Raw genomic sequence first — 24967 nt, 5'->3', positions numbered from 1 at the left:
TCTCCACCACTCTTCCGATCAATGTCGTCGAACGTGGAATCTCTGGCCGCCCCCCAGGTTCCGGAGGGCGGCCGAAGATTCACAGGCGCGCGTACCGCTCGATCAGGCGATCGCTACACGCAGAAGTGCGCGGAATCCGGGTCGGCTCCCGCTCCGGCAGGTGGAGTGAGGTTCCATGGGTTCCCCGTCTGTCCGCTGGAGGTGCAGGAACCGTAGGGGTTGTCCCACAGTCCGCTTCCGCCGTCGGGGAGCCGGCTGAACAGCCTGAAGTTCCCGTTGACGATCGGTCCCGACCCGACCGGCTCGCCATCGGTGTTGATGGCCCTCCCCTCCCAGTAGAGGTACTGGTCGGGCATGAAGCTGGACCGCAGGATCGGCCGTCCGCCGTTCTTGGAAACGGTGCCGTCGGCGCAGACCCGGAAGCTGAGCTGCTGCCAGATCGGTGGCGCCTGGTTGAAGGGCGAACCGGTCGGTCCCCGGTGGAAGAAGAGGTTGTAGATCTCCTTGCCCACCCGCGAGACCGAGGGGTGGATCCGGAAGTCGTGGTCCATGTCATCGATCCACGCCTGCATCGCCGCGGCCGGGCCGGCCTCACCGAGCATGGGCCGGTAGCCGATGCTCCCGCCCGAGACGGAGTTCGCCGGGACGCAGCCGCCGACGATCGGTGCCGGCTCGTTGTCGTGCATGGCCACGTAGGCCCGTCCGGGGAGGACGCCCGTGGAGTTCGGCCTGGCGGTGCGTCTCCTTCCGTCGTGCTCGTTGAGGTTCGCGGCCGTGTAGGTGAGGTCGGGCTGACCGATTCCGTAGTCCCGCTCGATGGCCTTGAGCGTGTCCGTCACGAACTCCGGCAGGACGGTGTTCCCTGTCCGGTCGTCGTACTCGACGTACGGGCTGCCGTCGATGATCGCGCCGTCCTCGCCCCGGATGAACGAGACCGTGGCGCTCGCCTTGATCTTGTAGGAGGTGTCGTCGGTGTCGAAGTGCGCCGGTTTGGAGGAACTGGTGGGACGGTCGGTATAGGGGTTGGCGAAGTGGATCCAGTTCGCGATCCCCTGGCCCGGGGGGTGGTCGAGCGGATCCGTTCCCGCGGTGACGATCTGGTTCTTCCACTTCTGCATCGCGGACTTCAGGTTCGGACCCGCGCACTCCTCGTCCGTCCCATCACATGTCGGGAGAGCCAGGACGTTGTTCGCGGTCTCCAACCCCCAGTTGTAGAGCGACTGGTGGGTCCTGAGCGGGGTGTTCAGCAGCCAGGTGCTCGCCGGGTCGGTGTTGATGTCCTGGGTCTCGTCGAACAGCGCGACGGCTTCGACGGTCCGTTCGACGTACGTTCCCTTGACCGGCCGGACGGCCAGCGCGTCGAAGGCGATCGTCTCGTCACCGGTCGCGCCGCCGACGACGCTGCTCAGCCTGACGCTCGGTCTGCCGTCGAACACGAAGGCGCCGATGGACAGCCACCGGTTGCTCGTGACCCGCTGCGAGACGGTGCGTTCGCGCGTGCCGCGGGCCGTCTGCACCTCGTAGGTCGCTTGATGGGTGTAGCCGTAGTGATCGGGGAGGTGCACCAGTACCTGGGCGGGACCGTTGATCTCGCGATCCAGTGTCCACGTTCCGGAGACGCGCAGGTGCGGACGGTCCGGGTCACGAGTGTGACCGAAGTAGTAGTGGCCGCCGAACCCGCCGCCCATCTGGTGCAGATCGATCTTGGACGGGTGGTTCCCGCCGGAGTCGGCACCGAAGTCGAAGGCGAAAGTTCCGGCGTTGTTCCACGGTCGCCCGCAGTTCGGCGCGGGGGTGGGCGTCCCGTCGGGCACGTCGTCGATGACCAGGGAACCTGAGGGGAGATCCGCCAGGGTGCAGGTGGGGGGATAGTTCACCTGGTCCGGCTGGTAGGCATAGCCCGGATCGAAGCGCAGTATCTCGTTGCCGCACTCGGTGGGGCAGTTCTTCCACGTGACGGGCTGGTGGAACCAGCATTTCAGGTCGGCCCTGCTGCACGGCCCCTCCGGCTCGTTCATGTCGTTCGGGTACTTGGCGCCGGGAGTGCAGGAGTTCGTGGAGTCGCAGAACATCGCCGCCGCGGGCTTGATGGTGAGCCGGTAGGTGTCGCTGTTCCACCAGGCCGCACGGTATCCGGGGACGTAGGTGTCGGGCGCCTTCTCCAGGGCCTCGATGGGGTAGGCGGCCCAGCCGAGGACCTTCTCCTGGTACGGCCACCATTGGGGGTTCTTGGCGTCGGCGTAGCCGGTGGCCAGGAAGGGGGCGCGGTCGGCCGGGTAGCGCGGGTTGATCGGGTTGTTGGCCCATCCCACGCCCCACGGCCCGCCGGTGTTGGCGTGGAAGCCGCTGTTGTAGGCCCAGAGGGCGAAGAACCAGTTCTCCGGTTTCGCGGGGTCGCCGTTGTTGACCTTCATGCCGGCCGCCGTCGTCTGGTTCCACTTCTCCTCCAGCAGCCGGACGCCGGAGGCGATGTTGGCGGTGAAGTCCAGGGCGACCGCCCGCTGGGTCTGGTACGGCAGGGCCGTCTCGCCCGGCTTCTCCCGGCCCGCGAGGCGCATGCCGTCGGTGCGCTGCGTGATGCCGTATCCGCAGTCCGCTTCGGAGAAGTCGATGTCCCAGTCATTGGCCGGGGAGTTGTCGTAGAGGTTCAGGCCGTAGTAGTTGCCGATCAGGGGGTTGCCCGTCTCTCCGGGCGTGACCCAGCGGCTGGCCTGCCAGAGATTCGACTCCTGTGCCGCCACTCCGAGCATCACCTGCGACGGAATGTAGCCGCCGCCCGTCAGTCCCGCACGCGGGAAGAGGCCCTGCGGCGTGTAGGCGGGCATTCCCAGGTTCTTCCAGTTCTGCGGCCGCTGGATGGTGAGGGCGCCGCGAACCGCCTGGTCGACGGCCCATTCGACCTGCCTCGGGGTGGGCTGGTAGCTCTGGTTCCGCGGATCGTTGCGCGGGACGGAGCAGGTCCGCTCCGCCTCCACCGGGTCGGACGGCGACCCGGCCGCCGCGGACGTCCGGGCACCGCCCTTCCCGAGCACCGGACCGGCCTTCCGGCCGGCCGAGGCGCCACCGGGCCGCACGAACAACCGGGGCTGCTCGCCGGTCGCGAGGACCTTCATCGTGAGCGTCAGCCCCCGCCGGCCGGCGGCGGGCACCGGGGCCGGTTCCCTTCCTCGGGACGGCGCGGCCGCGGTGCCCTGTTCGGTCGCCGAGATCAGCGCCGACCGGCCTCGGGAGGAGACTCTCGCCGTGCGCGGAACGTCCATCCTGGAGACCGCCGGCGGCAGAGCGGCGACCTTGGCCGGCCGGCCGGTCAGGAACACCCGCCCGTGCGAGCCGGCCTGGACGCCCACGCCGCCCAGCGCGCCGGCGGCCAGCTCTTCGGCCTGACCGGGCGTCCCCTCTGATCGCCTTACGGACACGCCCGCCGGCGCGGGTTGCATGTACACGACACCGCCGTCCGCGTCCGCCGCGAGGTGGAAGGGAACGCCGCTCGCCTTGGCGAGCGGCGTGCGTCGACCTCGTTTCGAGATCCGCACCAGCCGGTGGCCGTCCGCCGCGACGATTCCCCGCGCGGTCGGGATCGCGGAGGTCACCTGGCCGGTCAGCACCATCGCCGGGGCGAGGCGGCCGGTGGCGGCGTCGACCCTGGTCAGCCGGGTCTTCCCCGCGTTGCGTCCGTCGCTCCCCTCCTGTGTGACCACGGCGTCCTCACCGGTACCGCACCCGGGACTGAAGTAGGCAAGCGACGACTGCAGGGGCAGCTTCCGGACCGAACCGCTCACCAGGTCGACGACGGCGGTGAACGCGCCCCGGGCGTTGAGCGACGGCTTGTTCGTGAACGCCCGCGGCGCGTAGGCGGCCACGATGCGCCGTCCCGAGCCCGTGAGGCAGGCGTTGCCGATCCACTGATCGGCGTCGAACCCCGGTTCGGACAGTGTCGCGACCGTCCGCCACGCGTACCCGGTCTTCTCCTCGGCGACCAGGAGGTGGAAGCCGGACGCGTCTCCGGTCGTGGTCCAGACCCGGTCGCCCGATGAGCGCCACCCCGGTCCCAGCACCCGGTCGCGGACCTTGGGATCCACGGCCGGGCCGGGCCCGGCCGCCGGGGGCGCGGACGCGGCGGGGGACGGGGGCGCGGCGCTCGCGGGCGCCGCCGGCGCGAGCCCCACCCCCAGGAGAGCAGCGCCCAACCCCACCCCGAACCACGGAGCCCGCGCCATCACGTTGTTCTCCTCATGGAAAGCACACTCCTTTTTCGGAGCAAACCCGAGTCGAACCCGAGAGATTATCGAGCGTCCTTGCACGGCGCTTGCACGGAACTTGCACGGAACTCGCGACGATAATGCACGCCACTCTGAAAGCTGCCCTGACCAGGTATTCAACCCGGCCGCTTCCGGCCATAAGACATCCAGCGAGAGCCATATACTCCCCGCCGTGTGATGCAGATCACAGAGAATTTCCGAGAGGTCGGTTCATCCGCAACCACGGGCATCCATCGCCATGGGGCCCACCCAGCAGAAACACCGCCGAACACCCACTCGGCCAAGGCCCTTCCGAAGCGAGAATGCTTGCACATCTCCAACTTATCGGCCATTGACAGGCGCACATCGCCCGGATACAAGCTTGGAGGGCCACAAATCAGCGGGACCACCCACCGGACAATAGCGGCCGGGAGATGTTCGACGCCCTTCCGCCCCCCTCCCCGCCCGATGACCATCCCTTGCCAGTGGAGTCGAAATGCCGCATAAAACACGGTTGTTCATCGTTGCCCACGTAGGAGCACTGCTGGCCGTCGCATCCGCCGGTTGCGGATCGATGGGCGGAGAGCCGGCCATGCCGGGACCGGTCGCCACCCCCACCCCGACCAGCATGGCGCAGCTCCAGTTTCCGCTGGACGCCTATGCGCCTTCCCTCGTACAGAATGCACAGGAGGGCAGACTGGCGAGCCATCTAGCCAATCTGTGCCTGCGCCGATACGGGCTGCCGCCACTGTCTTCGGTGAATTTCTCAGAATCTATCGAGCAGAGCGTCCGGACCCAGCGATACAACCAGACGCGTCGATACGGGCTGACTGACCGGAAGACAGCAGAACAGTACGGCTATGGGACGCCAAAATGGACAGAGGGAGACACCAAGCCGCAATCCCTCGACGACGTTCCATCGGATATACTTCTCGTCCTCCGCGGTTCTCCGCGGGGCGCGAGCGAGGCACACTTCCGCGGGAAGCCCGTACCACCAGGCGGATGTTCAGGCGAGGCCAAGAAGATCATCGGCTTCGACGGCGACGGTTCGCACCTCGCAGAGGAACTGCAGGCGACAACGTTCCAGCGAATGCAGAACGAGCCGCGCGCACAGGCCGCTCTCGCCCAATGGTCGCAATGCATCAAACGCAAAGGCTACAACTATACCGACCCCTGGAACGCGGGGAACGGGTTCGGTGCTGAAGACGGCGAGTCGGGACCACCGACCACCGCGGAGATAAAGTCGGCGGTCGCCAGTGTCGACTGCAGCTACGCGGTCAATCTCCCAGGTGCCCTGTTCGCCGTCGAGGCCGACCTCCAGAACGTCGAGATCGAAAAGAACGCGGAAGCCCTGGAGAAGGAGAAGAAAAGGGTGGAGTCCCGCGCCCGGCACATCCAGTCGTTGGTGCGGAAGTACGGTGGCTGAGCTGATGGAACGGCAGCCGGTACCCGCTGACGGTGCGCCCGCGGCTTCGAAGGCCGCGGCCGGGCGCAGAGGTTCGGGAGAACCGCGCTCCGCGGTCCAGCGGCGGCAGCGCTTGATGCTGGGCGCGGCCTGTACCACGGCGGTGCTGTCGACCGCCGGGCTGATCGCGTCGACCTGGGTGAGGTCACCCGCCGAGGTGGCGGCGCAGACCGAGCCTCCCAAGGCCAGCGTGCTCACGGCACCCGTGGAGTCGAAGGCGCTCCAGCGCACCGTGATCCTCCGTGGCCGGTTCTCATCGGCGCGGACGTTGACGTTCGCGCCTTCGTCCGCCCTGAGCCCGGACGGCACCGGAGGCTCCGAAGGCGGTGATCTGCTGGTCACCAGGCGGCCCCGGAAGGCCGGTGACGAGGTGCGCCCCGGAATGCTGCTCGCCGAGGTCTCCTACCGCCCGGTCTTTGCCCTGCACGGGCGGATTCCGGCGCTCCGTGACCTGGTTCAGGGAATGCGCGGGCGTGACGTGGCGCAGTTGCAGGACGCCTTGGCGGAACTCGGCTACAGCCTCGGGCCCGATACGAGAGGCCGCTTCGGTGCCGGCACCGCAGCCGCCGTGAGACGGCACTACTCGAAGCTCGGCTACGCCGCCCCCACCGCGCCGGGCCGCGCCCCCACGAAGAACGACGACGGCGCACGAAGCCCCGGCGGCCTTCTGCAGCTACCGAAATCTGAAGTGATGTTCGTCCCGTCGTTTCCCGCGCGCGTCGTGACGGCCGGCGGTTCGGTCGGCCGGAAGGTCTCGGATGATCTGCTCGAACTCGCCGTCGGCGGTGTGCGGTTGACCGGGCACCTGGATCCGTCGGAGGACGACGTCGTCAAGCCCGGCCAGAACGTCCAGGTGGTGATCGAGGAAAGCGGCGACCGGTACCGCGGCGCGGTCGCCGAAGTCGGTGACCTGGTGACTCCCAAGGCTTCCGGGAAGTTGCGCCAACCCCCGTACATCCCGGTGGCGATAAGAGCGAAGGGCTCGTGGAAGCCCGGCCTCAACGGTCAGGACGCGCGGATCACGATCACCGCCCAGGCGACGGAGGGCAACGTCCTCGCGGTGCCGCTGAGCGCCGTCAACGCGCCTGCCGACGGCAGGACGTCGGTGACGGTCATATCGGCGGGCGGCGATCGGCGCCGTGTCCGGGTGAAGGCCGGGATGTCCGCGGACGGGTTCGTCGAGGTAGCCCCAGAGGGTGGAGCCCTCCGGGAAGGCGATCAGGTGGTGGTCGGCAGATGAAGCCCCTGATCGTGCTTGAGCGGATCGGCCGCACCTACAAGGGACCGCCTCCCGTATCGGCGCTGCACGAGATCAGCATGATCGTCGAGCGCGGCGAGTATCTCGCCATCGTCGGCCCGTCAGGCTCGGGGAAATCCACCCTGCTCAACGTGCTCGGGCTCGTGGACCGGGCCACGACCGGCCGTTACACGCTGGACGGTGTGGACGTTCTCGGCCTGAGTGACGCGGAACGGGCGGCCATGCGAGGCGGGCGCATCGGCTTCGTCTTCCAGGCGTTCCATCTGCTTCCCTACCGCAGCGCGCTGGAGAACGTGATGCTCGCCCAGCTCTACAGGTCCACGACCCGGGCCGCGAGGCTCGCCGCCGCACGGGACGCGCTGCGCCGGGTGGGGCTCCAGCACCGCCTGAACGCGCTGCCGACCACCCTTTCCGGAGGTGAGCAGCAGCGCGTCGCCATCGCACGGGCCCTGGCCAACCGCCCGCGGTTGCTGCTGTGCGACGAGCCCACCGGCAACCTCGACTCCGCCACCGCCGCCGCCGTCCTCGATCTCCTGGACGAACTGAGCGACGAGGGCCAGACCGTGCTGACGATCACCCACGACCCCCTGGTCGCCGGGCGAGCGCAGCGCGTGGTGACCATCCGGGACGGGCGGCTGACCGCCGAGGTGCTCCGGTGAGGCGGCGAGCGCGGCGGTGGGCGGTCGATGTCGCCCCGTCCCGGCTCTCCGTTCGCGACCTCGTCGGGGAGGCCGCCGCGGGCATCGCCCAGCGCCCCGGGCGTTCGGTGCTCACGATGCTCGGCACGGTTCTCGGGGTGGGCGCGTTCGTCGCGATCCTGGGCCTCACGGCCACCGCGTCCGGCCAGATCGGCAAGCAGTTCGACGCGCTGACCGCGACGACCGTCACCGTCAGCACGGCCGACGAAGGCGGTTTCGAGGAGGAACCGCCCGACCGGCCGGGATATGACACCGGCGCTGACCCCAGGACGTTCCCCGCCGATTCGGACGCGCGCATCACCCGGCTCAACGGGGTGGAGGCGGCCGGCACCTGGCGCCGAGTGCGTTTCGGAGGCGACCCGCTGATCGCCGCGTCCCCGGAAGTGCGCGCCGAGACCGAAGCCGACATCGGAGGGATCAGTCCGGTGTTCGCCGTCTCGCCGGGGATGCTGGACGCGGTCGGGGCATCGATCACACGTGGCACCCCCTACAACGGGTTTCACGACCGGCGGGCGGAGCGCGTTGCCGTGCTCGGCGCGACGGCCGCCCGGCGCCTCGGCATCACCCGGCTCGACTCGCGACCCGCGGTGTTCGTCGACCGGCGGGCGTTCACGATCGTCGGGATCCTCGCCGGCACCCGCCAGATGCCCGAGCTGCTGACGGGCGTCGTCATCCCGCGCGGCACGGCCGACCGGCTCTACGGTCCCGCGTCCCCGGACAACCCCGAGCAGATGCTGATCAGGACCCGGCTCGGGGCCGCCAAGCTCATCGCGGGGCAGGCGCCCACCGCCCTCCGGCCCGAACAGCCGGGCCTGTTCACCGCGGTCCCCCCACCGGACCCGCGGACCCTCCGCACCAGAGTGGACCAGGACCTGACCGGCCTGTTCCTCGTGCTCGCCGCGATCTGCCTCGTCATCGGGGCGGTGGGGATCGCCAACACCACGTTCGTCGCCGTTCTCGAACGCCGGGCGGAGATCGGTCTGCGCCGCTCGCTCGGTGCGCGCCCCGGGCATGTCGCCGCCCAGTTCCTCGCCGAGTCCACGACCCTCGGCCTGCTCGGCGGCATGGTCGGCACCAGCCTTGCCACCGCGACGGTCGTCGGCGTCGCCGTCGGCAAGGAGTGGACCGCCGTCCTCGAACCGGCCGCCGTGCTGCCCGCACCGCTGATCGGAGCCATGACCGGGCTCCTGGCCGGCATGTACCCCGCACTCCGGGCGGCCCGGATCGAACCGCAGGAAGCCCTCCGCCAGTAGGCCGCCCGGAACGCCCCGAGATCGATCAATGGAGGTTCATGCCACGGATTCCCGCCGAGACGACACCCACTGATCAGCTGAAACCCGCACCAAGGAAGGAGACGCGCATGAAGTACACCAATCGACGTTCACTCGCGGCCATGGCCACCGCGGCGCTGACCATGAGCGGAACCATCGGCCTCACGGCCGGCTCGGCCCAGGCCGGCGACGCATGGAATATCAGCGAATGGGATTCGTGGGGGCAGCCCTGCGGCACCTACCTCTGCCTGTACTACTACCCGGGCCTGTGGGGCGCGAGTTGGCGGCCGGCCCACTACAACGACAAGGACCTGAGCGGAAACAAGTTCTACGACAGCGGCTATTTCGGGTCGGACGGCGCTGGACTGATCGTCGAGGACAACGCAGCATCCGCGGGGAACCGCACGACCAACTGCTGGCTCTACATCTGGCCGTACAGGAACATGATGGGCTACGGCAACCGACTCGCACCCCGCCATGCCGGCGACTTCACCGAAGGTGGTCTGTACCACCTGCGGAACAACGCATCGTCCGTCCAAATGCTGGAGTGCAAGTAGTCTCACCTTGCGGGGTGGGCGAGCATCCTCGCCCACCCCGCAAGACCAGGTAGCCCTCCGGCCGGTTGGTTTCCTCCCCGGCACGGCACGGGCTCACTCCACGGCGGGCGGGGCGTAGGTCAGGCCCATCTCCGAGGCCACCTCGCCGAGCATCAGCTCGAACATGGGGGCGGCGTCGGACAGGGCGAACTCCAGGTGCCCGAACACCTCCAGGCTGACCCCGCCCTGGAGCCTCGTCCAGCACTTGAGGAACTGCTGGATCACGCCGAGCGGGAGCTCGACGCCGAGGACCTCGTCGCGGTATCGGCGCAGCTGCTCGCGCAGGCCGGGGTCGATGTCGCCGTCGGCCATGACCGGGAACGGGCTCTTCCTCCAGAGCTCCAGGAAGAGCGACAGGAACGTCCAGCCGAACCGGCGGGCGCACTCCTCGGCGAAGTCGACCTCCTCCTGGTGCGCGGCGCCGCGCACGGGCACGCCGAAGAGCAGGGAGTACTCGCGCGGGTGCGCCAGCGCCCAGAGCCGGAACTGCCGGGCCACCGTCATGAACTTGCCGCTCATGTCGCCCGCCGGCACGTCCTTCATGGCCGCGTCCAGCTCCGTGGTCAGCTCGGTGAACAGGTCGCCGACCAGGTGCCGCAGCAGCTCGCCGTGGCTGCCGAAGTAGCGGTAGAGCGCGGGGGCGGTCATGCCCATCTCGCGGGCGATGGCGCGCAGCGTCACCGCGTCGGGGCCCTCCTCGACGAGGATCCGGCGGGCGGTCTCGGAGATCTCCCGGACCGTCGCCGCACGCAGGCGATCACGACGCGATCCCACCACGCCTCCTCTCACCGTCCGGTGCCCGGCCGGGTCCGGCCGCCCTCGCATGATCCCGCAAAAACACCCTTGACGACAGCTAACGCTGTATGCGAAGTTAACGCTGTTCTCAGTTTACGGCGTTCACTGAAATTACTCAAGGTAACGAGGCTGGGGGAAAGAGCCATGTTCGATCGATGGGGCAGGTGGGTGCACCGGCGCCGGCGGTGGGTGCTCGCCGTCGCCGGCGCCGCGCTGGTGTTCGCCGCGGTGTGGGGTACGGGCGTGTTCGGCGCGCTGACCTCCTCCGGCGGCTTCGACACCCCGGGCAGCCAGAGCGCGGAGGCCGCGCGGATCGCCGAACGCGACCTCGGGCGGGACCAGGCGGACGTCGTGGTCCTCTACCAGGGCCGGACGACCGTGGACGACCCGTCCTTCCGGACGTCGGTGGAACGCGCGCTGGCCGCGCTGCCGTCGGACAAGGTCGCCAAGGCCAGCACGTACTGGACGACCAACGCGCCGCAGTTCGTGAGCCGGGACCGCAAGGCGACCTACGCCGTCCTGCAACTGGCCGGCTCCGACGAGGCCGCCCGCGAGGACGCCTACAAGGCGATCCGGGACGACCTCACCGAGGTCGGCGGCGGCCTCACCGCGAAGGCGGGCGGGGCGGTCGGCACCGGGGTCGCGATCAACGAGCGCGTCTCGTCCGACATCGGCCGGGCCGAGGGCATGGCGATGCCGGTCCTGCTGGTGCTGCTGGTGCTCATCTTCGGCGGGCTGGTCTCGGCGAGCCTGCCGCTGCTGGTCGGCGGACTGGCCGTCCTGGGCTCGTTCACCGCGCTGCACGCGCTCACCTACGTCACCGACGTGTCGATCTTCGCGGTCAACATCACCACGTTCCTCGGGCTCGGCCTCGCGATCGACTACGGGCTGTTCATGGTCAGCCGGTTCCGCGAGGAGATCGGCCGGGACGGCGCCACCGCCGAGGACGCGCTGGCCGCCACGATGGCCACGGCCGGGCGCACCGTCGCGGTCTCCGGCGTCACGGTCGCCGTGTCGCTGTCCGGGCTGCTGCTGTTCGACCAGAACTTCCTGGTCTCCATGGGCTACGGCGGCATCGCCACCGTGCTGGTCTGCATGGCCGGGGCGCTGACCGTGCTGCCCGCGCTGATGGCCGTCCTCGGCCCGAAGGTGAACGCGCTGCCGATCCGGCGGCGCCGGGCGGCCGCCGGGCGGACCGACGGCTGGTGGGGACGGGTCGCGCGCAGCGTGATGCGCCGCCCCGTCGTCTACATGGTCGCGACCGTGGCGCTGCTCCTCGCGCTCGGCGCCCCGTTCCTGCGCATCAACTGGGGCGGCGTGGACGCGAAGGTGCTGCCGGACGGCGCGGACGCGCGGGTCGTCGCCGAGACGCTGGAGGCGCGGTTCCCGCGCAACGCCACCAGCCCGATCGAGGCCGTCGTGACCGGGACGTCCGACCGGGCCGCGGTCCAGGCGTACGGGGCCCGCCTGGACGCGCTGCCCGGCGTCACGGACGCGGCGGTGACCGGCGCCAAGGGGACGACGACGCGCATCGCGCTGCGCTACGACGCCGACCCGAACTCCGGCGCCGCCCGCGACCTCGTCCAGCGGGTGCGGGACGTCCCGCCGCCGCCCGGCGCGCGTGCCCACGTCGGCGGCCAGACGGCCGACGTGGTCGACCAGCTCTCCAGCATCGGCGCGACGCTGCCGTGGCTGGCCCTGCTCGTCGGCGGCGCCACCTTCCTCCTGCTGTTCCTGGCGTTCGGGTCGGTGCTGCTGCCGCTGAAGGCGATCGTCATGAACATCCTGTCGCTGTCGGCCACCTTCGGCGCGGTCGTGCTGGTCTTCCAGGACGGCCACCTGTCCGGCCCGCTGGACTTCACCGCGACCGGCGCGATCTCCCCCGCGATGCCGATCCTCATGCTGGCGATGCTGTTCGGGATCTCGATGGACTACGAGGTGTTCCTGCTGTCGCGGGTCCGCGAGCAGTACGACCTGACCGGCTCCAACACCGCGGCCGTCGCCTCCGGCGTGCAGCGCACCGGCGCCATCATCACCAGCGCGGCGCTGCTGTTCATCGTGGTGATCGGCGCGTTCGCGACGTCCGGCATCACGTTCATCAAGATGACCGGGGTCGGGATGGCCGTGGCGATCCTGCTGGACGCGACGGTCGTCCGGGCACTGCTCGTGCCCGCCACGATGCGGCTGCTCGGCCGCGCCAACTGGTGGGCGCCCGGCCCCCTCGCCCGGCTCTACGGCCGGTACGGGATCCGGGAGGGCGACGCCCCGGCCCCGTCGCGGCTGGAGCCCGTGGGCTGACCCCCGCACCGGTGGCCGGCACCGCGAAAGTGCCGGCCACCAATCCACCAGAACCGCTTGTGGACTCCCTCGCCCGGCGGAAGACTGAACGTCATTCCACCGGCTCCACCCTCGCGTGACGCGCGCCGCGACGGCCCCTGCCCGGCGGATCCCCGAACCCCTGTCCCGTGCCGGGATGTTCCTTTGGAGGCATCATGTCCGCGCTGCTGATCACCGACGACACGGCGCTCGCGCACCTGGAGCGGCTCACCGACGTCCTGCGCTCCGCGGGCTGGGCGGTCGAGGTCGCCGCGCCCGCCGACCGGCGCCCGTCCGCGCTCATCGCCGACCCGCGGCTGCCGCGGGTGAACGAGAGCGTCATCGCCGTGCGGGAGCGGTCCGGCGACGGCTGGTCCTACTGCTACGGCTGGGGCGAGCGGATCGCGTCCTGCGACGACCCGTCCGGCGCGGCCGCCGCCATCGGCCGGGTGCTCGCCGCCCGCCGCGACAACTGACCCGCCCGGCGCACGCACCCGGCGGGGGTTCAGGCCGACTTGCGGCTGCGGCTCTTCGCCGGCTCCTTCTTCGCGCCGCTCTTCGCCGACGACGCCTTGCGCGCGGCGGGCTTCTTCTCCGCCGCCTCCTTGCCGGACGCCGCCTTCCCGCCCTTCTCGCCGCGGCTCTTCTTGGCCGCCTCGACGCTCGCGCGCAGCGCGCTGAGCAGGTCCGCGGCGGGCTCCTCCGGGCCCTCCTCGGCGGGGCGCGCGACCTCCCGGCCCTCGACCTTGGCGTCGATCACCGCCTGGAGGGCCTCGCGGTAGGCGTCCTTGTACTCGCCCGGGTCGAACTCCCCCTCCATCGACTCGATCAGCGAGGTCGCCATCGACAGCTCCTGCTTGCGGACCTCGATGTCCTCCTCCAGGAAGGGGAACTCCGGCGCGCGGACCTCGTCCGGCCACAGCATGGTCTCCAGGACGAACACGCCCTCGCGGACCCGGAGCGTCGCGAGCGACTCGCGCTGCCGCAGCGCCACCTTGACGATCGCGACCTGCCCGGAGCTCTCCAGCGCGTCGCGCAGCAGCACGTACGGCTTGGCGCCCTGCGCGTCGGGCTCCAGGTAGTAGGACTTCGCGAAGTAGATCGGGTCGACCTCCTCGCGCTCCACGAACTGCAGGACGTCGATCCGGCGGCTGGACGACAGCGGCAGGTCGGCGAAGTCCTCGTCGGTGAGGATGACCATCTCGCCGCTCGGCAGCTCGTACCCCTTGGCGATGTCGGAGTACGGCACCTCCTCGCCGTCGACCGTGCACACCCGCTTGTACTTGATGCGCCCCCCGTCCTCCCGGTGCACCTGGTGGAAGGCGACGTCCCGCTGCTCGGTCGCCGAGTAGAGCTTCACCGGTATGGTCACCAGACCGAAGGAGATCGCGCCCTTCCAGATACTGCGCATGATCCGTCCTTACCCAGCACGTTCCTGCCCCTAGCGTCGCAACGCCGTTCGATTTGCGCCACAAGGGCGTCGTGATCCTTTCCCCGTGCGGCGGGACGGGGTAAGACGGCGGTATGACCATGCCGTGGCCCGTCGAGCCGATGATGGCCTCCACCGGGGACCTCCCCTCCGACGGCGGGAAGTGGGGCCTGGAGCTGAAATGGGACGGGGTGCGCGTCCTGTCGCACGTGTCCGCCGACGGCGTCCGGGCCGTCGGGCGGCGCGGCGGCGAGGTGACGAGCCGCTACCCCGAGCTGTCCGCCCTCGCCGACCTGCTGCCCGACCACGACGTCGTCCTGGACGGCGAGGTCGTCGCCTTCCGGGAGGGGCGGCCCAGCTTCGAACGCCTCCAGCGCCGCATGCACGTCGAACGCCCCGATCCGCGACTCATCCGCGAGGTGCCCGTCCGCTACGTGGTCTTCGACGTCCTCTTCCTGGACGGGCACCTCCTGTACGACATGCCGTACGCCGACCGCCGCTCGGTGCTGTCGGAGCTGGACCTCGCCGGCACCGGCCCCGTGGAGGTGCCCCCGTACCTGCACGGCGGCGACCAGGCGCAGGTGGAGGAACTGCTCGCCTTCACCCGCGAGCAGCAGATGGAAGGACTGCTCGCCAAGCGCCTCGACTCTCCGTACCGTCCAGGGCGCCGCGTCGACTTCTGGCGCAAGGTGAAGAACTTCCTGACGCGCGAGGTCGTCATCTGCGGGTGGAAGCCCGGGAAGGGCCGCCGCGAGGGAGGCGTGGGCTCGCTGCTGCTAGGCGAGTACGACCTGAAGGGGCTGCTGGGCTTCGTCGGGCACGTCGGCACGGGCTTCAGCGACCGCGCGCTGGACGACCTCTACGAGACGCTGTGGCCGCTGCGCCGTCCGACCAGCCCCTACGACGAGCCCGTTCCGCGCGAGTTCGCCCGCGACGCCCAATGGGTTGAGCCCCGGCTCGTCGGGGAGGTCGCGTACAGCGCCCGGACCAGGGACGGCCGCCTCCGCTTCCCGTCCTGGCGGGGCCTGCGTGACGACAAGGACCCCCTGGAGGTCACGAGTGAGCAGTAAGAGGACCGCCGTCGACGTGGACGGCCGTCAGCTCTCCCTCTCCAACCTCGACAAGAACCTGTACCCGGAGTTCACCAAGGGCGAGGTCATCGACTACTACGCCCGCATCGCCCCGGTCATGCTCCCCCACCTGAAGGACCGCCCCGCGACCCGCATCCGCTGGCCGGACGGGGTCGACGACGGCAAGTTCTTCGAGAAGAACGCCCCCTCCCACACCCCCGACTGGGTCCGGACGGCGACCGTCCCCACCCCCGGCAGTTCGAAGGGCCGCGACACCCTCGACTTCGTCGTGGTCGACGACCTCGCCACGCTCGTGTGGTGCGCGAACCTCGCCGCGCTGGAGCTGCACGTCCCGCAGTGGAAGGTGGGGCCGCGCGGCAAGGTGCACACCCCCGACCTCGTGGTCTTCGACCTCGACCCCGGACCGCCCGCCACGGTCGTGGAGGCGTGCGAGGTGGCCGCCCTGCTGCGCGACGTGCTCGCCGAGGACGGCCTCGACTCCTACCCGAAGACGAGCGGCAAGAAGGGCCTGCACCTCTACGTCCCGATCGAGGAGCCCGAGGACGCGGAGCGGACGTCCGAGTACGCCAAGGCCGCCGCGCAGCGCCTGGCCGAGGAGAACCCCCGGCTGGTCGTGGCGAAGATGGACAAGCGGCTGCGCAAGGGGAAGATCTTCGTCGACTGGAGCCAGAACAACCCGGCCAAGACGACCGTGGCGCCCTACTCGCTGCGCGCCGGAAGCCGCCCGTCGGTGTCGACTCCGATCACCTGGGACGAGCTGGAGTCGTGCCGGGACGCCGCCGAGCTCGTCTTCGGCCCGGACGACGTCCTCACCCGAGTGGACAAGCACGGCGACCTCCTGGAACCCCTTTTGAAGGACCACCGGCCGCTGCCCTGAGCGACTTCCGCGATCCGCGTGCCCTATGTGTTCGAATCGGCACGCTCCGGGACCGCGGTCCGTCACCATGGTGCGCGGGGACACCACCGGTGGAAGGAAGGACCGTTGTCGCACAACCACCACTACGACGCCGTAGTGCTGGGCGGGGGGACCGCGGGCGAGCTGGTCGCGACCGGCCTCGCCCGCGCCGGGAGGGACGTCGCGCTCGTCGAGAGCCGCCTCGTCGGCGGCGAGTCGCCGTACTTCGCGTGCGTCCCGTCCAAGTCGCTGCTGCTGTCGGCGCGCCGCGGCGAGACCTGGGAGGCGGCCGTCGCCCGCCGGGACGGCCTGGCCGGGCACCGGGGCGACGCCCCCGCCGTCGCGCGGATGGCCGAGGAGGGCGTGACCGTGCTGCGCGGCCGGGGCCGGATCCTCGAACCCGGCCGCATCGAGGTCGACGGCGCCGTGCACGGCTTCGGCGACCTCGTCGTGTGCACCGGCAGCGAACCGGTCATCCCGCCCGTCGAGGGCCTGGCCGACGTGCCGCTGTGGACGAGCGCCGAGGCCCTGTCGGTCCCCGACCTGCCGCGCCGGCTGGTGATCCTCGGCGGCGGCCCGGTCGGCTGCGAGCTGGCCCAGGTCTACGCGGCGTTCGGGTCGCAGGTCGCGGTCGTCGAGGCGTCCGGGCGGCTGCTGACCGCGGAGGCGCCGTTCGCGGGCGAGGTGCTGGCGGACGCGCTGCGCCGGATGGGCGTCGACCTGCGGCTGGGCGCCGCCGTCGCCGACGTGGAGCGCAAGGACGTCGGGGTGCGGCTGTGGCTGTCGGACGGCGGCACCCTCGACGCCGACCGCGTCCTCGTCGCCGCCGGGCGCCGTCCCCGCGTGGAGGGCCTCGGGCTGGAGGACCTCGGCGTCGACGTGGTCCCCGGCCGCGGGATCCCCGTCGACGCGACGTGCCGCGTCCCGTCCGGCGGGGGCAGCGTGTGGGCGGCCGGCGACGTCACCGGCATCGCGCGCACCACGCACGCCGCCCGCTACCAGGCGCAGGTGGCGCTGTCGAACCTCCTCGGGAACCGGCGCGAGGCCGACTACCGCGCCATCCCCCGCGTCGTCTACACGACGCCCTCCGTCTACTCGGTCGGGATCTCCCCCAGGCAGGCGGAGGAACTCGGCATAGACCTCCTCACCGCCGGGTACGACCTCGCCGCGACGGCCCGGGCGGCGGTCGAGGCCGACGAGCGCGGCCGGGTGGAGCTGTACGCCGACCGCGCCCGCGGACTGCTGGTCGGCGCCGCCGCCGCAGGACTCAACGCCGAGGAGTGGATGAGCGAGATCGCGCTGGCCATCCGAGCCGAGACGCCGCTGAGCCTGCTCGCCGACGTCGTCCACGCGTTCCCGACGCACGGCGAGTCCGTCGAGGCGCCGCTGCGGGAACTGGCCGGACGACTGTGAACCGCGAGCCGGCCGTCCACCCGGGACGACCGCGGACCCTGGAGGAGGACCCCTGATGAGCGAGACCGACGACCTGGAGCAGCCCGCCCCCGACGAGGCCAACGAGGCCGACGCCGCCGAGCAGCGCGCCGTCCTCGACGAGGAGGGCGGAGTCGAGCGGGGCCCGATACCGGACGACGCGAACGAGGCCGACGCGGCCGAGCAGCGGCTCGAGGTCCGGCTCGACGAGGACGACTACCGCTGACCCGCGTTGGCGTCCGGCACAGGAAGGAAGGCCGGCGGAAGACTCGGTGCACGACCGCGCCGCGCTTCGCCGGGAATACACTGACCTGCGCGAAGGAACGCCGGCGGGCGCGGCCCGTGACCAACGGAGTTACTCGCGCGTAGGATGATGAGATTGTTTCCCGGCGACGGACGACCCCCATCCGTCCCAAGATTCGGTGATCGGAGAGTGTGGTGACCGCGACCCCGGACGCCCGCCCCCGTGGCACGAGACTGCCGCGACTGGCACGCCGCAAGCAGCTGCTCGGCGCGGCCCAGGAGGTGTTCGTCGCGCAGGGGTACCACGCGGCGGCGATGGACGAGATCGCCGAGCGTGCGGGCGTCAGCAAGCCGGTGCTCTACCAGCACTTCCCGGGCAAGCTGGAGCTGTACCTGGCGCTGCTGGACGAGCACGCCGAGGCCCTGGTGAAGATCGTCCGCGAGGCGCTGGAGTCCACCACGGACAACAAGCTGCGCGTGCAGGCGAGCATGCAGGCCTTCTACGACTTCGTGGCGGGCGACGGCGAGGCGTACCGGCTGGTCTTCGAGTCCGACCTGCGCAACGTCGCGCCCGTCCGGGCCCGCGTCGACCGCGCCAACCAGCAGTGCGCCGAGATGATCGCGCAGGTCATCGCCGAGGACACCAACGCCCCGGCCGAGGAGGCGCACCTGCTCGGCATGGGCCTGGTCGGCATGGCCGAGGTCAGCGCCCGCTTCTGGCTCTCCCAGCACCGCGCGATCCCCAAGGACACCGCCGAGAAGATCATCGCTCGGCTGGCCTGGCGCGGCATCTCCGGCTTCCCCCGCACCACCGACCAGGGCTGACCGCCGCCGGGGGTGAGGGAAAGTTCACCCTCGGCACAACCGGGCGTCGGCGCGTCCGGCGATCTCCGTGCGACCATCGGAAGGCGAGCCCGCCGGCGGTCGGCGGGACGCGCCGGACGACGGGAGGCAGCGCGTGCAGGTTCGCATCGGGGTCCAGAACGTGGCCAAGGAGCTCGTGGTCGACACCGACCAGACGGCCGACGAGGTGCAGGACGCGCTGAAGGCGGCCCTCGCCGACGCGCAAGGCGTGCTGGTGCTGAAGGACCGCCGCGCCGGCCGGGTCGTCATCCCCGGGGCCCGCGTCGGCTACCTGGAGATCTCCGAGGACGAGCAGCGCAGCGTGGGCTTCGGCACGCAGTACGCCTGAGCCGCCGGACCCGGGTTTTACCCCCTTCCCACTCTCCTTGACCTGGGTTTTGTTTCAACCTGGCAGGAGGGGCATATCGACCACCGACCCGGGCCACCGGCCCACGGAAAGGAATGGTTGATCGATATGCTCACGACGATCCTTTGGTTCATCGTGGTCGGTGCCGTCATCGGAGCCGTCGCGCGGCTTCTCGTCCCCGGCCGCAACCCGATCGGCATCCTGCTGACGATCCTCATCGGTGTCGCCGGCGCCATCCTCGGCGGCGTCGTCGCGGACGCCCTCGGCGCCGGCACCATCGTCGCGCTGGTGTTCGCGGTGGTGATCGCCGCGCTCGGCGTGGCGGCGCTGACCGCGATGAACACCCGAGGCCACGGCCGCGGCCGCGGGTGGCGGACCAAGCACCGGACGTTCTGACCCCGCGCCACCCCGATGGAAGCCCTCGCCCCGGCGGGGGCTTCCGTCGTTCCGGATGTCCGGATGTGGCCGTCGCCGCGCCGCCCCCCGGCCGGTCCGGAACCCCCGTCCCGCCGGGCCTATAACGCCTGGCGGGCCCGGGACGGAATAGATGAAACCATGGAAACGTTGGGCACGGTGACCGGCTATTGGTGTAAGCGACTAACGGTCGGTACACTGCGTCGCGGAGTGTGACCGCACGCAGCCACAGCGAGTGACTGCTTTCAACCCCTGACTGCGGTCGCCGAAGGATTTTGATCAACGGCTGGTCCCTCCCGCGCGAGCGCGCGGCCACAGGAACGGCGGACAACGCCGACTGGGCGGCGTCACGCCGGCGAGCCGCGCCGCACCCGGGAGCGGAGACCCCGCATATTGGAGGCTGAAAGCCCTGACTACCTTTCGTGAACTCGGGGTCGTACCCGAGATAGCAGACGCCCTCGAAGCCGAAGGCATCGTGGAGGCGTTCCCCATCCAGGAACTCGCCCTGCCCATCGCACTGGGCGGGCACGACATCATCGGCCAGGCCCGCACGGGCACCGGCAAGACCCTCGCGTTCGGCGCCGCGCTGCTGCAGCGCATCGAGCACGGCGGCCGCGAGCCGCGCGCGCTCGTCGTCGCACCGACCCGCGAGCTGGCCCTCCAGGTCACCGACGACCTGCTCGTCGCCGGCGGCAAGCTCGGCACGCGCGTCCTGTCGGTGTACGGCGGCCGCGCCTACGAGCCGCAGATCGAGGCGCTGCGCGAGGGCGTCGACGTCGTCGTCGGCACCCCGGGCCGGCTCCTCGACCTCGTGAAGCAGAAGCACCTCGACCTGTCCAAGGTCGAGATCCTGGTGCTGGACGAGGCCGACCGCATGCTCGACCTCGGCTTCCTGCCCGACATCGAGCGCATCGTCCAGCGGATCCCGGCGCAACGACAGACGATGATGTTCTCGGCGACCATGCCGGGCGAGATCGTCGCGCTGTCGCGCAAGTACCTGACCCGTCCCACCAACGTGCGGGCCGAGTCGCACACCGAGTCGGACGCGACACCGCAGGTCGTCCAGCACGTCTTCCAGGCCCACCAGATGGACAAGCCGGAGATGATCGCCCGCCTGCTGCAGGCCGAGAACCGCGGGCTGACAATGATCTTCTGCCAGACCAAGCGGGCGTGTGACCGGGTGGCCGCCGACCTCGCGCAGCGCGGCTTCGACGCCGCCGCCGTGCACGGCGACCTCGGGCAGAGCCAGCGCGAGCGGGCGCTGCGCGCGTTCCGCAGCGGCAAGATCGGCGTGCTGGTGGCCACCGACGTGGCGGCCCGCGGCCTCGACGTCGACGACGTCACCCACGTCGTCAACTACGAGTGCCCCGACAGCGCCGACACCTACGTGCACCGCATCGGCCGGACGGGCCGCGCGGGCAAGGAGGGCATCGCCGTCACGTTCATCGACTGGTCCGATCTCGTCCGGTGGAAGCTGATCAACAGCACGCTCGACCTGCCGTTCGCCAACCCGGAGGAGACCTACTCGACGTCCCCGCACTTCTTCGAGGTGCTCGGCATCCCCGCCGGCACGAAGGGGACGCTGCCCGCCGACAAGCGCAACGGCCGCGCGGGGCTGGACGCCGAGGAGCTGGAGGACATCGGCGAGACGGGCAAGGTCCGCAGCCACGACCGCGGCCGCGACCGTGACCGCGACCACGAGCACGAGCGTCCCCGGCCGCGCCGCCGCAAGCGCGACCGCACCCGCACGCGGGCCGGCAAGCCGGTCGAGGCGACCGCGGCGCAGGCCGAGCCCGCCGGAGACGACAACGTCGTCGACGCGGTCGCGACCGAGCGCAAGCGCAGCCGCACCCGCCGCCGCACCCGCGCCGGCAAGCCGGCGACGACCGGGAGCGGTACCGCCGAGGCGTCGCAGACCGCCTGATCGGGCGAGGAGCACCGGCCGCGAGACTCAACTCGGTCTCGCGGCTCGCGTTCCGTCCGGGCCTCCCACCTCGCGCATCCTGAGGGCGAGGCCCGGATGATCGGTGACGAGGACGGCGACCCGCGGATCGCCGAGGAACCGGCGCATGACGGGCTCGGCGTTGACCGTCCAGATCATGGCGGGGATCCCGGCGCGTCCGCACTGGCGCAGCACGCCGACGCGGGCGAGCCGGTGGTTGAGGGCGACCATGTCGGCCCCCGCCCGCCGGATCAGGCGCAGCGGCGCGAAGTCGTGCGCGGCGCCCCGCTCCCACAGGTTGCGCCCGACCGACAGGGCCGTGCGCACCCCGGGGAAGCTCTTCTTGATCTCCATGAGGGACGTGACCTCGCGGGTCGTCACCACGAAGTTCTCCGTGCCGAACGCCTCCACGGCGAGCGCCACGGTCTCGTGCTCGCAGCCGCGCTCCTTGAGGTCGAGGTGCCCCTGGGCCCGGCCCGCGATGATCTTCATGGCGTCGGCGACCAGCGGCACGGGGCGCACCGCGAGTTCCTGGATCCGCGCGTAGCTGAGCCGGTTCAGCCGGAGCCCGCCGATCTCAGGGTCGTGGTGGACGACGAGGCGGCCGTCCCCGGTCCGCCTGATGTCGATCTCCACGTACTCGGCGCCGGACGCGGCGGCCTCGCCGAGACCTGTCAGGCCCGCCTCGTCACGGCGGTGCGCGGAGATGGCAGGCATGGCGACCACGCTGGCGACGCTACCACCGAAGATTTCTTACCGAAGCACGTAGCCACCCATTGACTAAGGTTTCCACCGTGAGTACGCCCCGGTTCGTGAGTCTGCCCCCCGGTGTTCGCCGGACGACCGTCGAGACCTCCCGCGGCCCGTTCGCCGCGCTGGAGGCCCTCCCGGGATCGGGCGCGCCCGACCGCTGCCCCGCCCTCCTCGTCCCCGGCCTCACCGGGAGCAAGGAGGACTTCCTCGCCGTCCTGGAGACCCTCGCCGCGTCCGGCCGCCGCGTCGTCGCGATCGACATGCGCGGGCAGTACGAGACGCTCGGCCCCGACGACGAGAGCGCCTACACCCGCGCGGCCCTCGGCGCCGACGTCGCGGCCCTCCTGACGGCCCTCGGCCCGGACCCGGTGCACCTGGTCGGCCACTCCTTCGGCGGCCTGGTGTGCCGCGAGGCCGTGCTCTCCGGGGCCCGCCCCGCGTCCTTCACCGTGATGAGCTCGGGGCCCGCCGCCGTCGGCGGCCAGGCCGCCGCCAGGGCCCGCGCCCTGCGCGACGCCATCCCCGAGCTCGGCATGGAGCAGATCTGGGAGCTCAGCCTCGAACCCGACTACCTCGGCCGCGGCGTCCAGCGCGAGATCGTCGCCTTCCTCAAGGCCCGCACCCTCGGCAACTCCGAGAAGGGCCTGACCCGCATGGCCGACGAGATCCTCACCGCCCCCGACCGCGTCGACGAGCTGGCCAAGCACTGCGCCGACACGGGCCTGCGCACCCTCGTCCTCTACGGCGAGGACGACGACGCCTGGGACCCCCGCGAGCAGGCCGCGATGGCCGAAAGGCTCAACGCCTCCAAGGTCGTCATCCCCGGCGCCGCCCACTCCCCCGCCTGGGACGCCCCCGAAACCACCGCCGCCGCCCTCCTGTCCCACTGGTCCGACACCGAACGCACCCTCAAGTAGCCGCGCCCGGCGGACCGCTCCGTCATCCGAGTTCGGCGAGGTCCTGCTCGGTCAGGGTGAGGGCGCCGGCCGCGATGTTCTCCTCCAGGTGGGCCGGTGAGCCCGTGCCGGGGATCAGGAGGATGTTCGGGGAGCGGGCGAGGAGCCATGCCAGGGCCACCTGCGGGACGGTCGCGCCGTGCCGGGCAGCGACGGCCTCCAGGTGCTCCGCCGTGACCGGGGCGAACCCGCCGACGGGGAAGAAGGGGACGTAGGCGATCCCCGCCTCCGCACAGGCGTCCACGAGCGGGTCGTCGTCCCGCTGGGACACGTTGTAGAGGTTCTGGACGCATGCGATCGGCGCGATCCCGCGGGCCTCGGCGAACTCGGCCGGGGTGACGTTGGAGACTCCGAGGTGGCGGATGAGGCCCTCCTCCCGGAGCGCGAGCAGCGTTTCCAGGGGTCCGGCCAAGGGCGTCTCGCTCCGGTCGAGGTCGCCCATCCGCAGGTTCACCACGTCCAGGCGGTCGACTCCCAGCGAGCGCAGGTTGGCCTCCACGCCGCGACGCAGGCCGTCCGGGGTGAGGCCCTTCTTCCGCTCCGCGGGAAGGGCGAGATCAGAGCCCTCGACCAGCGCGCCCACCTTGGTGACGATCACGAGGTCGTCCGGATAGGGGTGCAGGGCCTCCCGGAGCAGCTCGTTCGCCGCCACTCCGCCGCGCGAGTAGTAGTGCGAGGTGTCGATGTGGTTCACCCCGAGCTCCACGGCCCGGCGCAGGATGCCCAGCGCGGTCTCCCTGCCGGGCGGGTCTCCCTTCGGCCATCCGGTCAGCTTCATCGCGCCGTAACCGATCCGCGCGACCTTCAGGTCTCCGCCCAGCGTCCAGCTTCCAGCAGTCATGATCATTCATGCTAGCTCGCAGGGCGTCAGCGCGGAGATCGTCGCCGCCTTGACCTCAAGTCTGGTCGAGGTTCTACGGTCGGGGCCGTGAGCACTTACCTGGTGACCGGGGCGACGGGGCGGGTGGGGCGGCACGTCGCCGCGTCCTTGGCTGAGGCGGGCCATGACGTCCGGGCGCTGGTCCGCGGCACTGCGGGCGTGCCCGCCGGGGTCGAGGCCGTCAAGGGAGACCTCGGCTCCCCTGAGACGCTGGAGCGCGCTGCTCAAGGGGTGGACGCCGTCTACCTGATGTGGCCCGGCCTGCCGGTGGACTCGCGCGCCGTCGAGGCGATCGCGCGCAACGCCCGGCGCGTCGTCTACCTCTCCACGGACGTGGCCGACCTCGCGGACGGCGAGCCCGCCGCGTCCTTCCATCAGGAGATCGAGCGGCTGATCCGCGGGTCGGGGCTCGCCTGGACGTTCGTGCGCGCGATCGATTTCGCCGCCAACACCCTTGCGTGGGCCGACCAGATCAGGCGGGGCGTCGTCCGCCGGCCCTACGGGGACGCCGCGCGCTCCCTGATCCACGAACGGGACATCGCGGACGTCGCCGTCCATGCCCTCACCACCCCCGGCCACGACGGGGCCGCCTACGTCGTCACCGGCCCCGAGTCGCTCACCCACCGGGAGCAGGTCCGCATCATCGGAGAGGTCGTCGGACGCGAGGTGCGCTGGGAGGACCTGCCCCCGGAGATCGCCCGCGAGCAGCTGACCGCCGCCTGGGGCGACGCCGCCTTCGTCCAGGCCCGGCTGAAGGCCTGGCAGGGCTTCGTGGAGGAGCCGGAGCGCGTGACCGACACCGTCGAACGCCTCCTCGGCCGCCCGGCCCGCACCTTCCGCCAGTGGGCGGAAGACCACGCCGCCGACTTCCGCTGACGGGATTCCCGCCCGCGGGGTCCGCCACGACCGGCGCGTGGGGGCCTGGCCCTCTCCCCGGCGGGCCCCTGGGAGCTCCTGAAGGACCACTGCGCGGCTCCCTAGCCGATTCGCCGCTTCATGGCGCCCCGGATGAGCCCCATTCGCCCAACGTTCGCCTGCGCGATCTCCGAAGGCCAACCGCGCTCCTTAGCTTCCTCTTGCCGGAGG

The 24967-nt window shown here is 71.1% G+C and carries 22 protein-coding genes; 17 read left to right on the top strand and 5 right to left on the bottom strand.

The window, feature by feature from the left end; translation table 11 throughout:
- Positions 1 to 113: 113 nt before the first annotated feature.
- Positions 114 to 4217, bottom strand: coding sequence for a golvesin C-terminal-like domain-containing protein (locus tag AB0C21_RS24100; RefSeq protein ID WP_500207076.1), 4104 nt, complete (start codon positions 4215 to 4217; stop codon positions 114 to 116).
- A gap of 535 nt (positions 4218 to 4752) precedes the next feature.
- Between AB0C21_RS24100 and AB0C21_RS24095 the strand changes: the two genes are divergently transcribed.
- The 5 genes from AB0C21_RS24095 (at position 4753) to AB0C21_RS24075 (ending at position 9487) form a co-directional block, all read left to right on the top strand.
- On the top strand, positions 4753 to 5664 hold the full coding sequence (locus tag AB0C21_RS24095) for a hypothetical protein (RefSeq protein ID WP_500207074.1): 912 nt from the start codon (positions 4753 to 4755) through the stop codon (positions 5662 to 5664).
- The gene (locus AB0C21_RS24090; RefSeq protein ID WP_500207072.1) at positions 5657 to 6943 is read left to right on the top strand and encodes a peptidoglycan-binding protein; all 1287 of its coding nucleotides are present in this window, start codon (positions 5657 to 5659) and stop codon (positions 6941 to 6943) included. Before AB0C21_RS24095 ends, AB0C21_RS24090 begins: the two co-directional genes overlap by 8 nt.
- Positions 6940 to 7620 (top strand): ABC transporter ATP-binding protein, encoded by a 681-nt coding sequence (locus AB0C21_RS24085; protein WP_500207071.1) that lies wholly within the window; start codon positions 6940 to 6942, stop codon positions 7618 to 7620. The genes AB0C21_RS24090 and AB0C21_RS24085 overlap by 4 nt, the downstream gene beginning before the upstream one ends.
- The gene (locus AB0C21_RS24080; protein WP_500207069.1) at positions 7617 to 8912 is read left to right on the top strand and encodes an ABC transporter permease; all 1296 of its coding nucleotides are present in this window, start codon (positions 7617 to 7619) and stop codon (positions 8910 to 8912) included. The genes AB0C21_RS24085 and AB0C21_RS24080 overlap by 4 nt, the downstream gene beginning before the upstream one ends.
- Before the next feature lie 107 nt (positions 8913 to 9019).
- Positions 9020 to 9487, top strand: coding sequence for a hypothetical protein (locus AB0C21_RS24075; RefSeq protein ID WP_500207068.1), 468 nt, complete (start codon positions 9020 to 9022; stop codon positions 9485 to 9487).
- Positions 9488 to 9580: 93 nt separating this feature from the next.
- On the opposite strand, the gene AB0C21_RS24070 is transcribed toward AB0C21_RS24075, so the two are convergent.
- Positions 9581 to 10300 carry a TetR/AcrR family transcriptional regulator gene (locus AB0C21_RS24070; RefSeq protein ID WP_500207066.1) on the bottom strand — a complete coding sequence of 240 codons (720 nt, stop codon included), beginning with the start codon at positions 10298 to 10300 and terminating at the stop codon, positions 9581 to 9583.
- A gap of 165 nt (positions 10301 to 10465) precedes the next feature.
- On the opposite strand from AB0C21_RS24070, the gene AB0C21_RS24065 reads away from it, so the two are divergent.
- Together AB0C21_RS24065 and AB0C21_RS24060 are read left to right on the top strand one after the other, a co-directional pair.
- A complete protein-coding gene (locus tag AB0C21_RS24065) occupies positions 10466 to 12619 on the top strand; it encodes an MMPL family transporter (RefSeq protein WP_500207064.1) in 2154 nt (717 codons plus the stop codon).
- A gap of 194 nt (positions 12620 to 12813) precedes the next feature.
- Complete coding sequence (locus tag AB0C21_RS24060; protein WP_500207062.1) at positions 12814 to 13113, top strand: hypothetical protein; 300 nt, start codon at positions 12814 to 12816, stop codon at positions 13111 to 13113.
- A gap of 29 nt (positions 13114 to 13142) precedes the next feature.
- Here AB0C21_RS24060 and ku read toward each other — a convergent pair whose 3' ends face one another.
- The gene (gene ku / locus AB0C21_RS24055; RefSeq protein WP_500207060.1) at positions 13143 to 14048 is read right to left on the bottom strand and encodes a non-homologous end joining protein Ku; all 906 of its coding nucleotides are present in this window, start codon (positions 14046 to 14048) and stop codon (positions 13143 to 13145) included.
- Between the two features lie 113 nt (positions 14049 to 14161).
- Between ku and ligD (AB0C21_RS24050) the strand changes: the two genes are divergently transcribed.
- From ligD (AB0C21_RS24050) to AB0C21_RS24015, 8 genes are all read left to right on the top strand, one after another.
- A complete protein-coding gene (ligD, locus tag AB0C21_RS24050) occupies positions 14162 to 15136 on the top strand; it encodes a non-homologous end-joining DNA ligase (RefSeq protein ID WP_149263490.1) in 975 nt (324 codons plus the stop codon).
- Positions 15126 to 16034, top strand: a complete 909-nt coding sequence (gene ligD, locus AB0C21_RS24045; RefSeq protein ID WP_500207059.1) for a non-homologous end-joining DNA ligase — start codon at positions 15126 to 15128, stop codon at positions 16032 to 16034. The genes ligD (AB0C21_RS24050) and ligD (AB0C21_RS24045) overlap by 11 nt, the downstream gene beginning before the upstream one ends.
- 105 nt (positions 16035 to 16139) lie before the next feature.
- On the top strand, positions 16140 to 17465 hold the full coding sequence (locus tag AB0C21_RS24040) for a dihydrolipoyl dehydrogenase family protein (protein ID WP_500207057.1): 1326 nt from the start codon (positions 16140 to 16142) through the stop codon (positions 17463 to 17465).
- 55 nt (positions 17466 to 17520) lie between these two features.
- The gene (locus tag AB0C21_RS24035) at positions 17521 to 17709 is read left to right on the top strand and encodes an Rv3202a family protein (protein ID WP_149263487.1); all 189 of its coding nucleotides are present in this window, start codon (positions 17521 to 17523) and stop codon (positions 17707 to 17709) included.
- A 212-nt stretch (positions 17710 to 17921) separates the two neighbouring features.
- Positions 17922 to 18551, top strand: coding sequence for a TetR/AcrR family transcriptional regulator (locus AB0C21_RS24030; protein ID WP_141577962.1), 630 nt, complete (start codon positions 17922 to 17924; stop codon positions 18549 to 18551).
- A 133-nt stretch (positions 18552 to 18684) separates the two neighbouring features.
- Positions 18685 to 18918 carry a DUF3107 domain-containing protein gene (locus AB0C21_RS24025; protein WP_149263486.1) on the top strand — a complete coding sequence of 78 codons (234 nt, stop codon included), beginning with the start codon at positions 18685 to 18687 and terminating at the stop codon, positions 18916 to 18918.
- A gap of 126 nt (positions 18919 to 19044) precedes the next feature.
- A complete protein-coding gene (locus AB0C21_RS24020) occupies positions 19045 to 19332 on the top strand; it encodes a GlsB/YeaQ/YmgE family stress response membrane protein (protein ID WP_149263485.1) in 288 nt (95 codons plus the stop codon).
- A gap of 493 nt (positions 19333 to 19825) precedes the next feature.
- Positions 19826 to 21274, top strand: a complete 1449-nt coding sequence (locus AB0C21_RS24015; RefSeq protein WP_500207055.1) for a DEAD/DEAH box helicase — start codon at positions 19826 to 19828, stop codon at positions 21272 to 21274.
- A 27-nt stretch (positions 21275 to 21301) separates the two neighbouring features.
- Here AB0C21_RS24015 and AB0C21_RS24010 read toward each other — a convergent pair whose 3' ends face one another.
- Positions 21302 to 22009: a glycerophosphodiester phosphodiesterase gene (locus tag AB0C21_RS24010; protein ID WP_500207344.1), complete on the bottom strand. Its 708-nt coding sequence runs from the start codon at positions 22007 to 22009 to the stop codon at positions 21302 to 21304.
- 77 nt (positions 22010 to 22086) lie between these two features.
- Between AB0C21_RS24010 and AB0C21_RS24005 the strand changes: the two genes are divergently transcribed.
- Complete coding sequence (locus tag AB0C21_RS24005) at positions 22087 to 22962, top strand: alpha/beta fold hydrolase (RefSeq protein ID WP_500207053.1); 876 nt, start codon at positions 22087 to 22089, stop codon at positions 22960 to 22962.
- Between the two features lie 22 nt (positions 22963 to 22984).
- On the opposite strand, the gene AB0C21_RS24000 is transcribed toward AB0C21_RS24005, so the two are convergent.
- The gene (locus AB0C21_RS24000) at positions 22985 to 23842 is read right to left on the bottom strand and encodes an oxidoreductase (RefSeq protein WP_500207051.1); all 858 of its coding nucleotides are present in this window, start codon (positions 23840 to 23842) and stop codon (positions 22985 to 22987) included.
- Between the two features lie 87 nt (positions 23843 to 23929).
- On the opposite strand from AB0C21_RS24000, the gene AB0C21_RS23995 reads away from it, so the two are divergent.
- The gene (locus AB0C21_RS23995; protein WP_500207049.1) at positions 23930 to 24757 is read left to right on the top strand and encodes an NmrA family NAD(P)-binding protein; all 828 of its coding nucleotides are present in this window, start codon (positions 23930 to 23932) and stop codon (positions 24755 to 24757) included.
- Positions 24758 to 24967: the final 210 nt, after the last annotated feature.

This window comes from Spirillospora sp. NPDC049024, from assembly GCF_040649235.1.
Lineage (GTDB): Bacteria > Actinomycetota > Actinomycetes > Streptosporangiales > Streptosporangiaceae > Spirillospora.
Note: the sequence above shows the minus strand (reverse complement) of the source record. Positions and strands in the feature narration are given on the sequence as shown.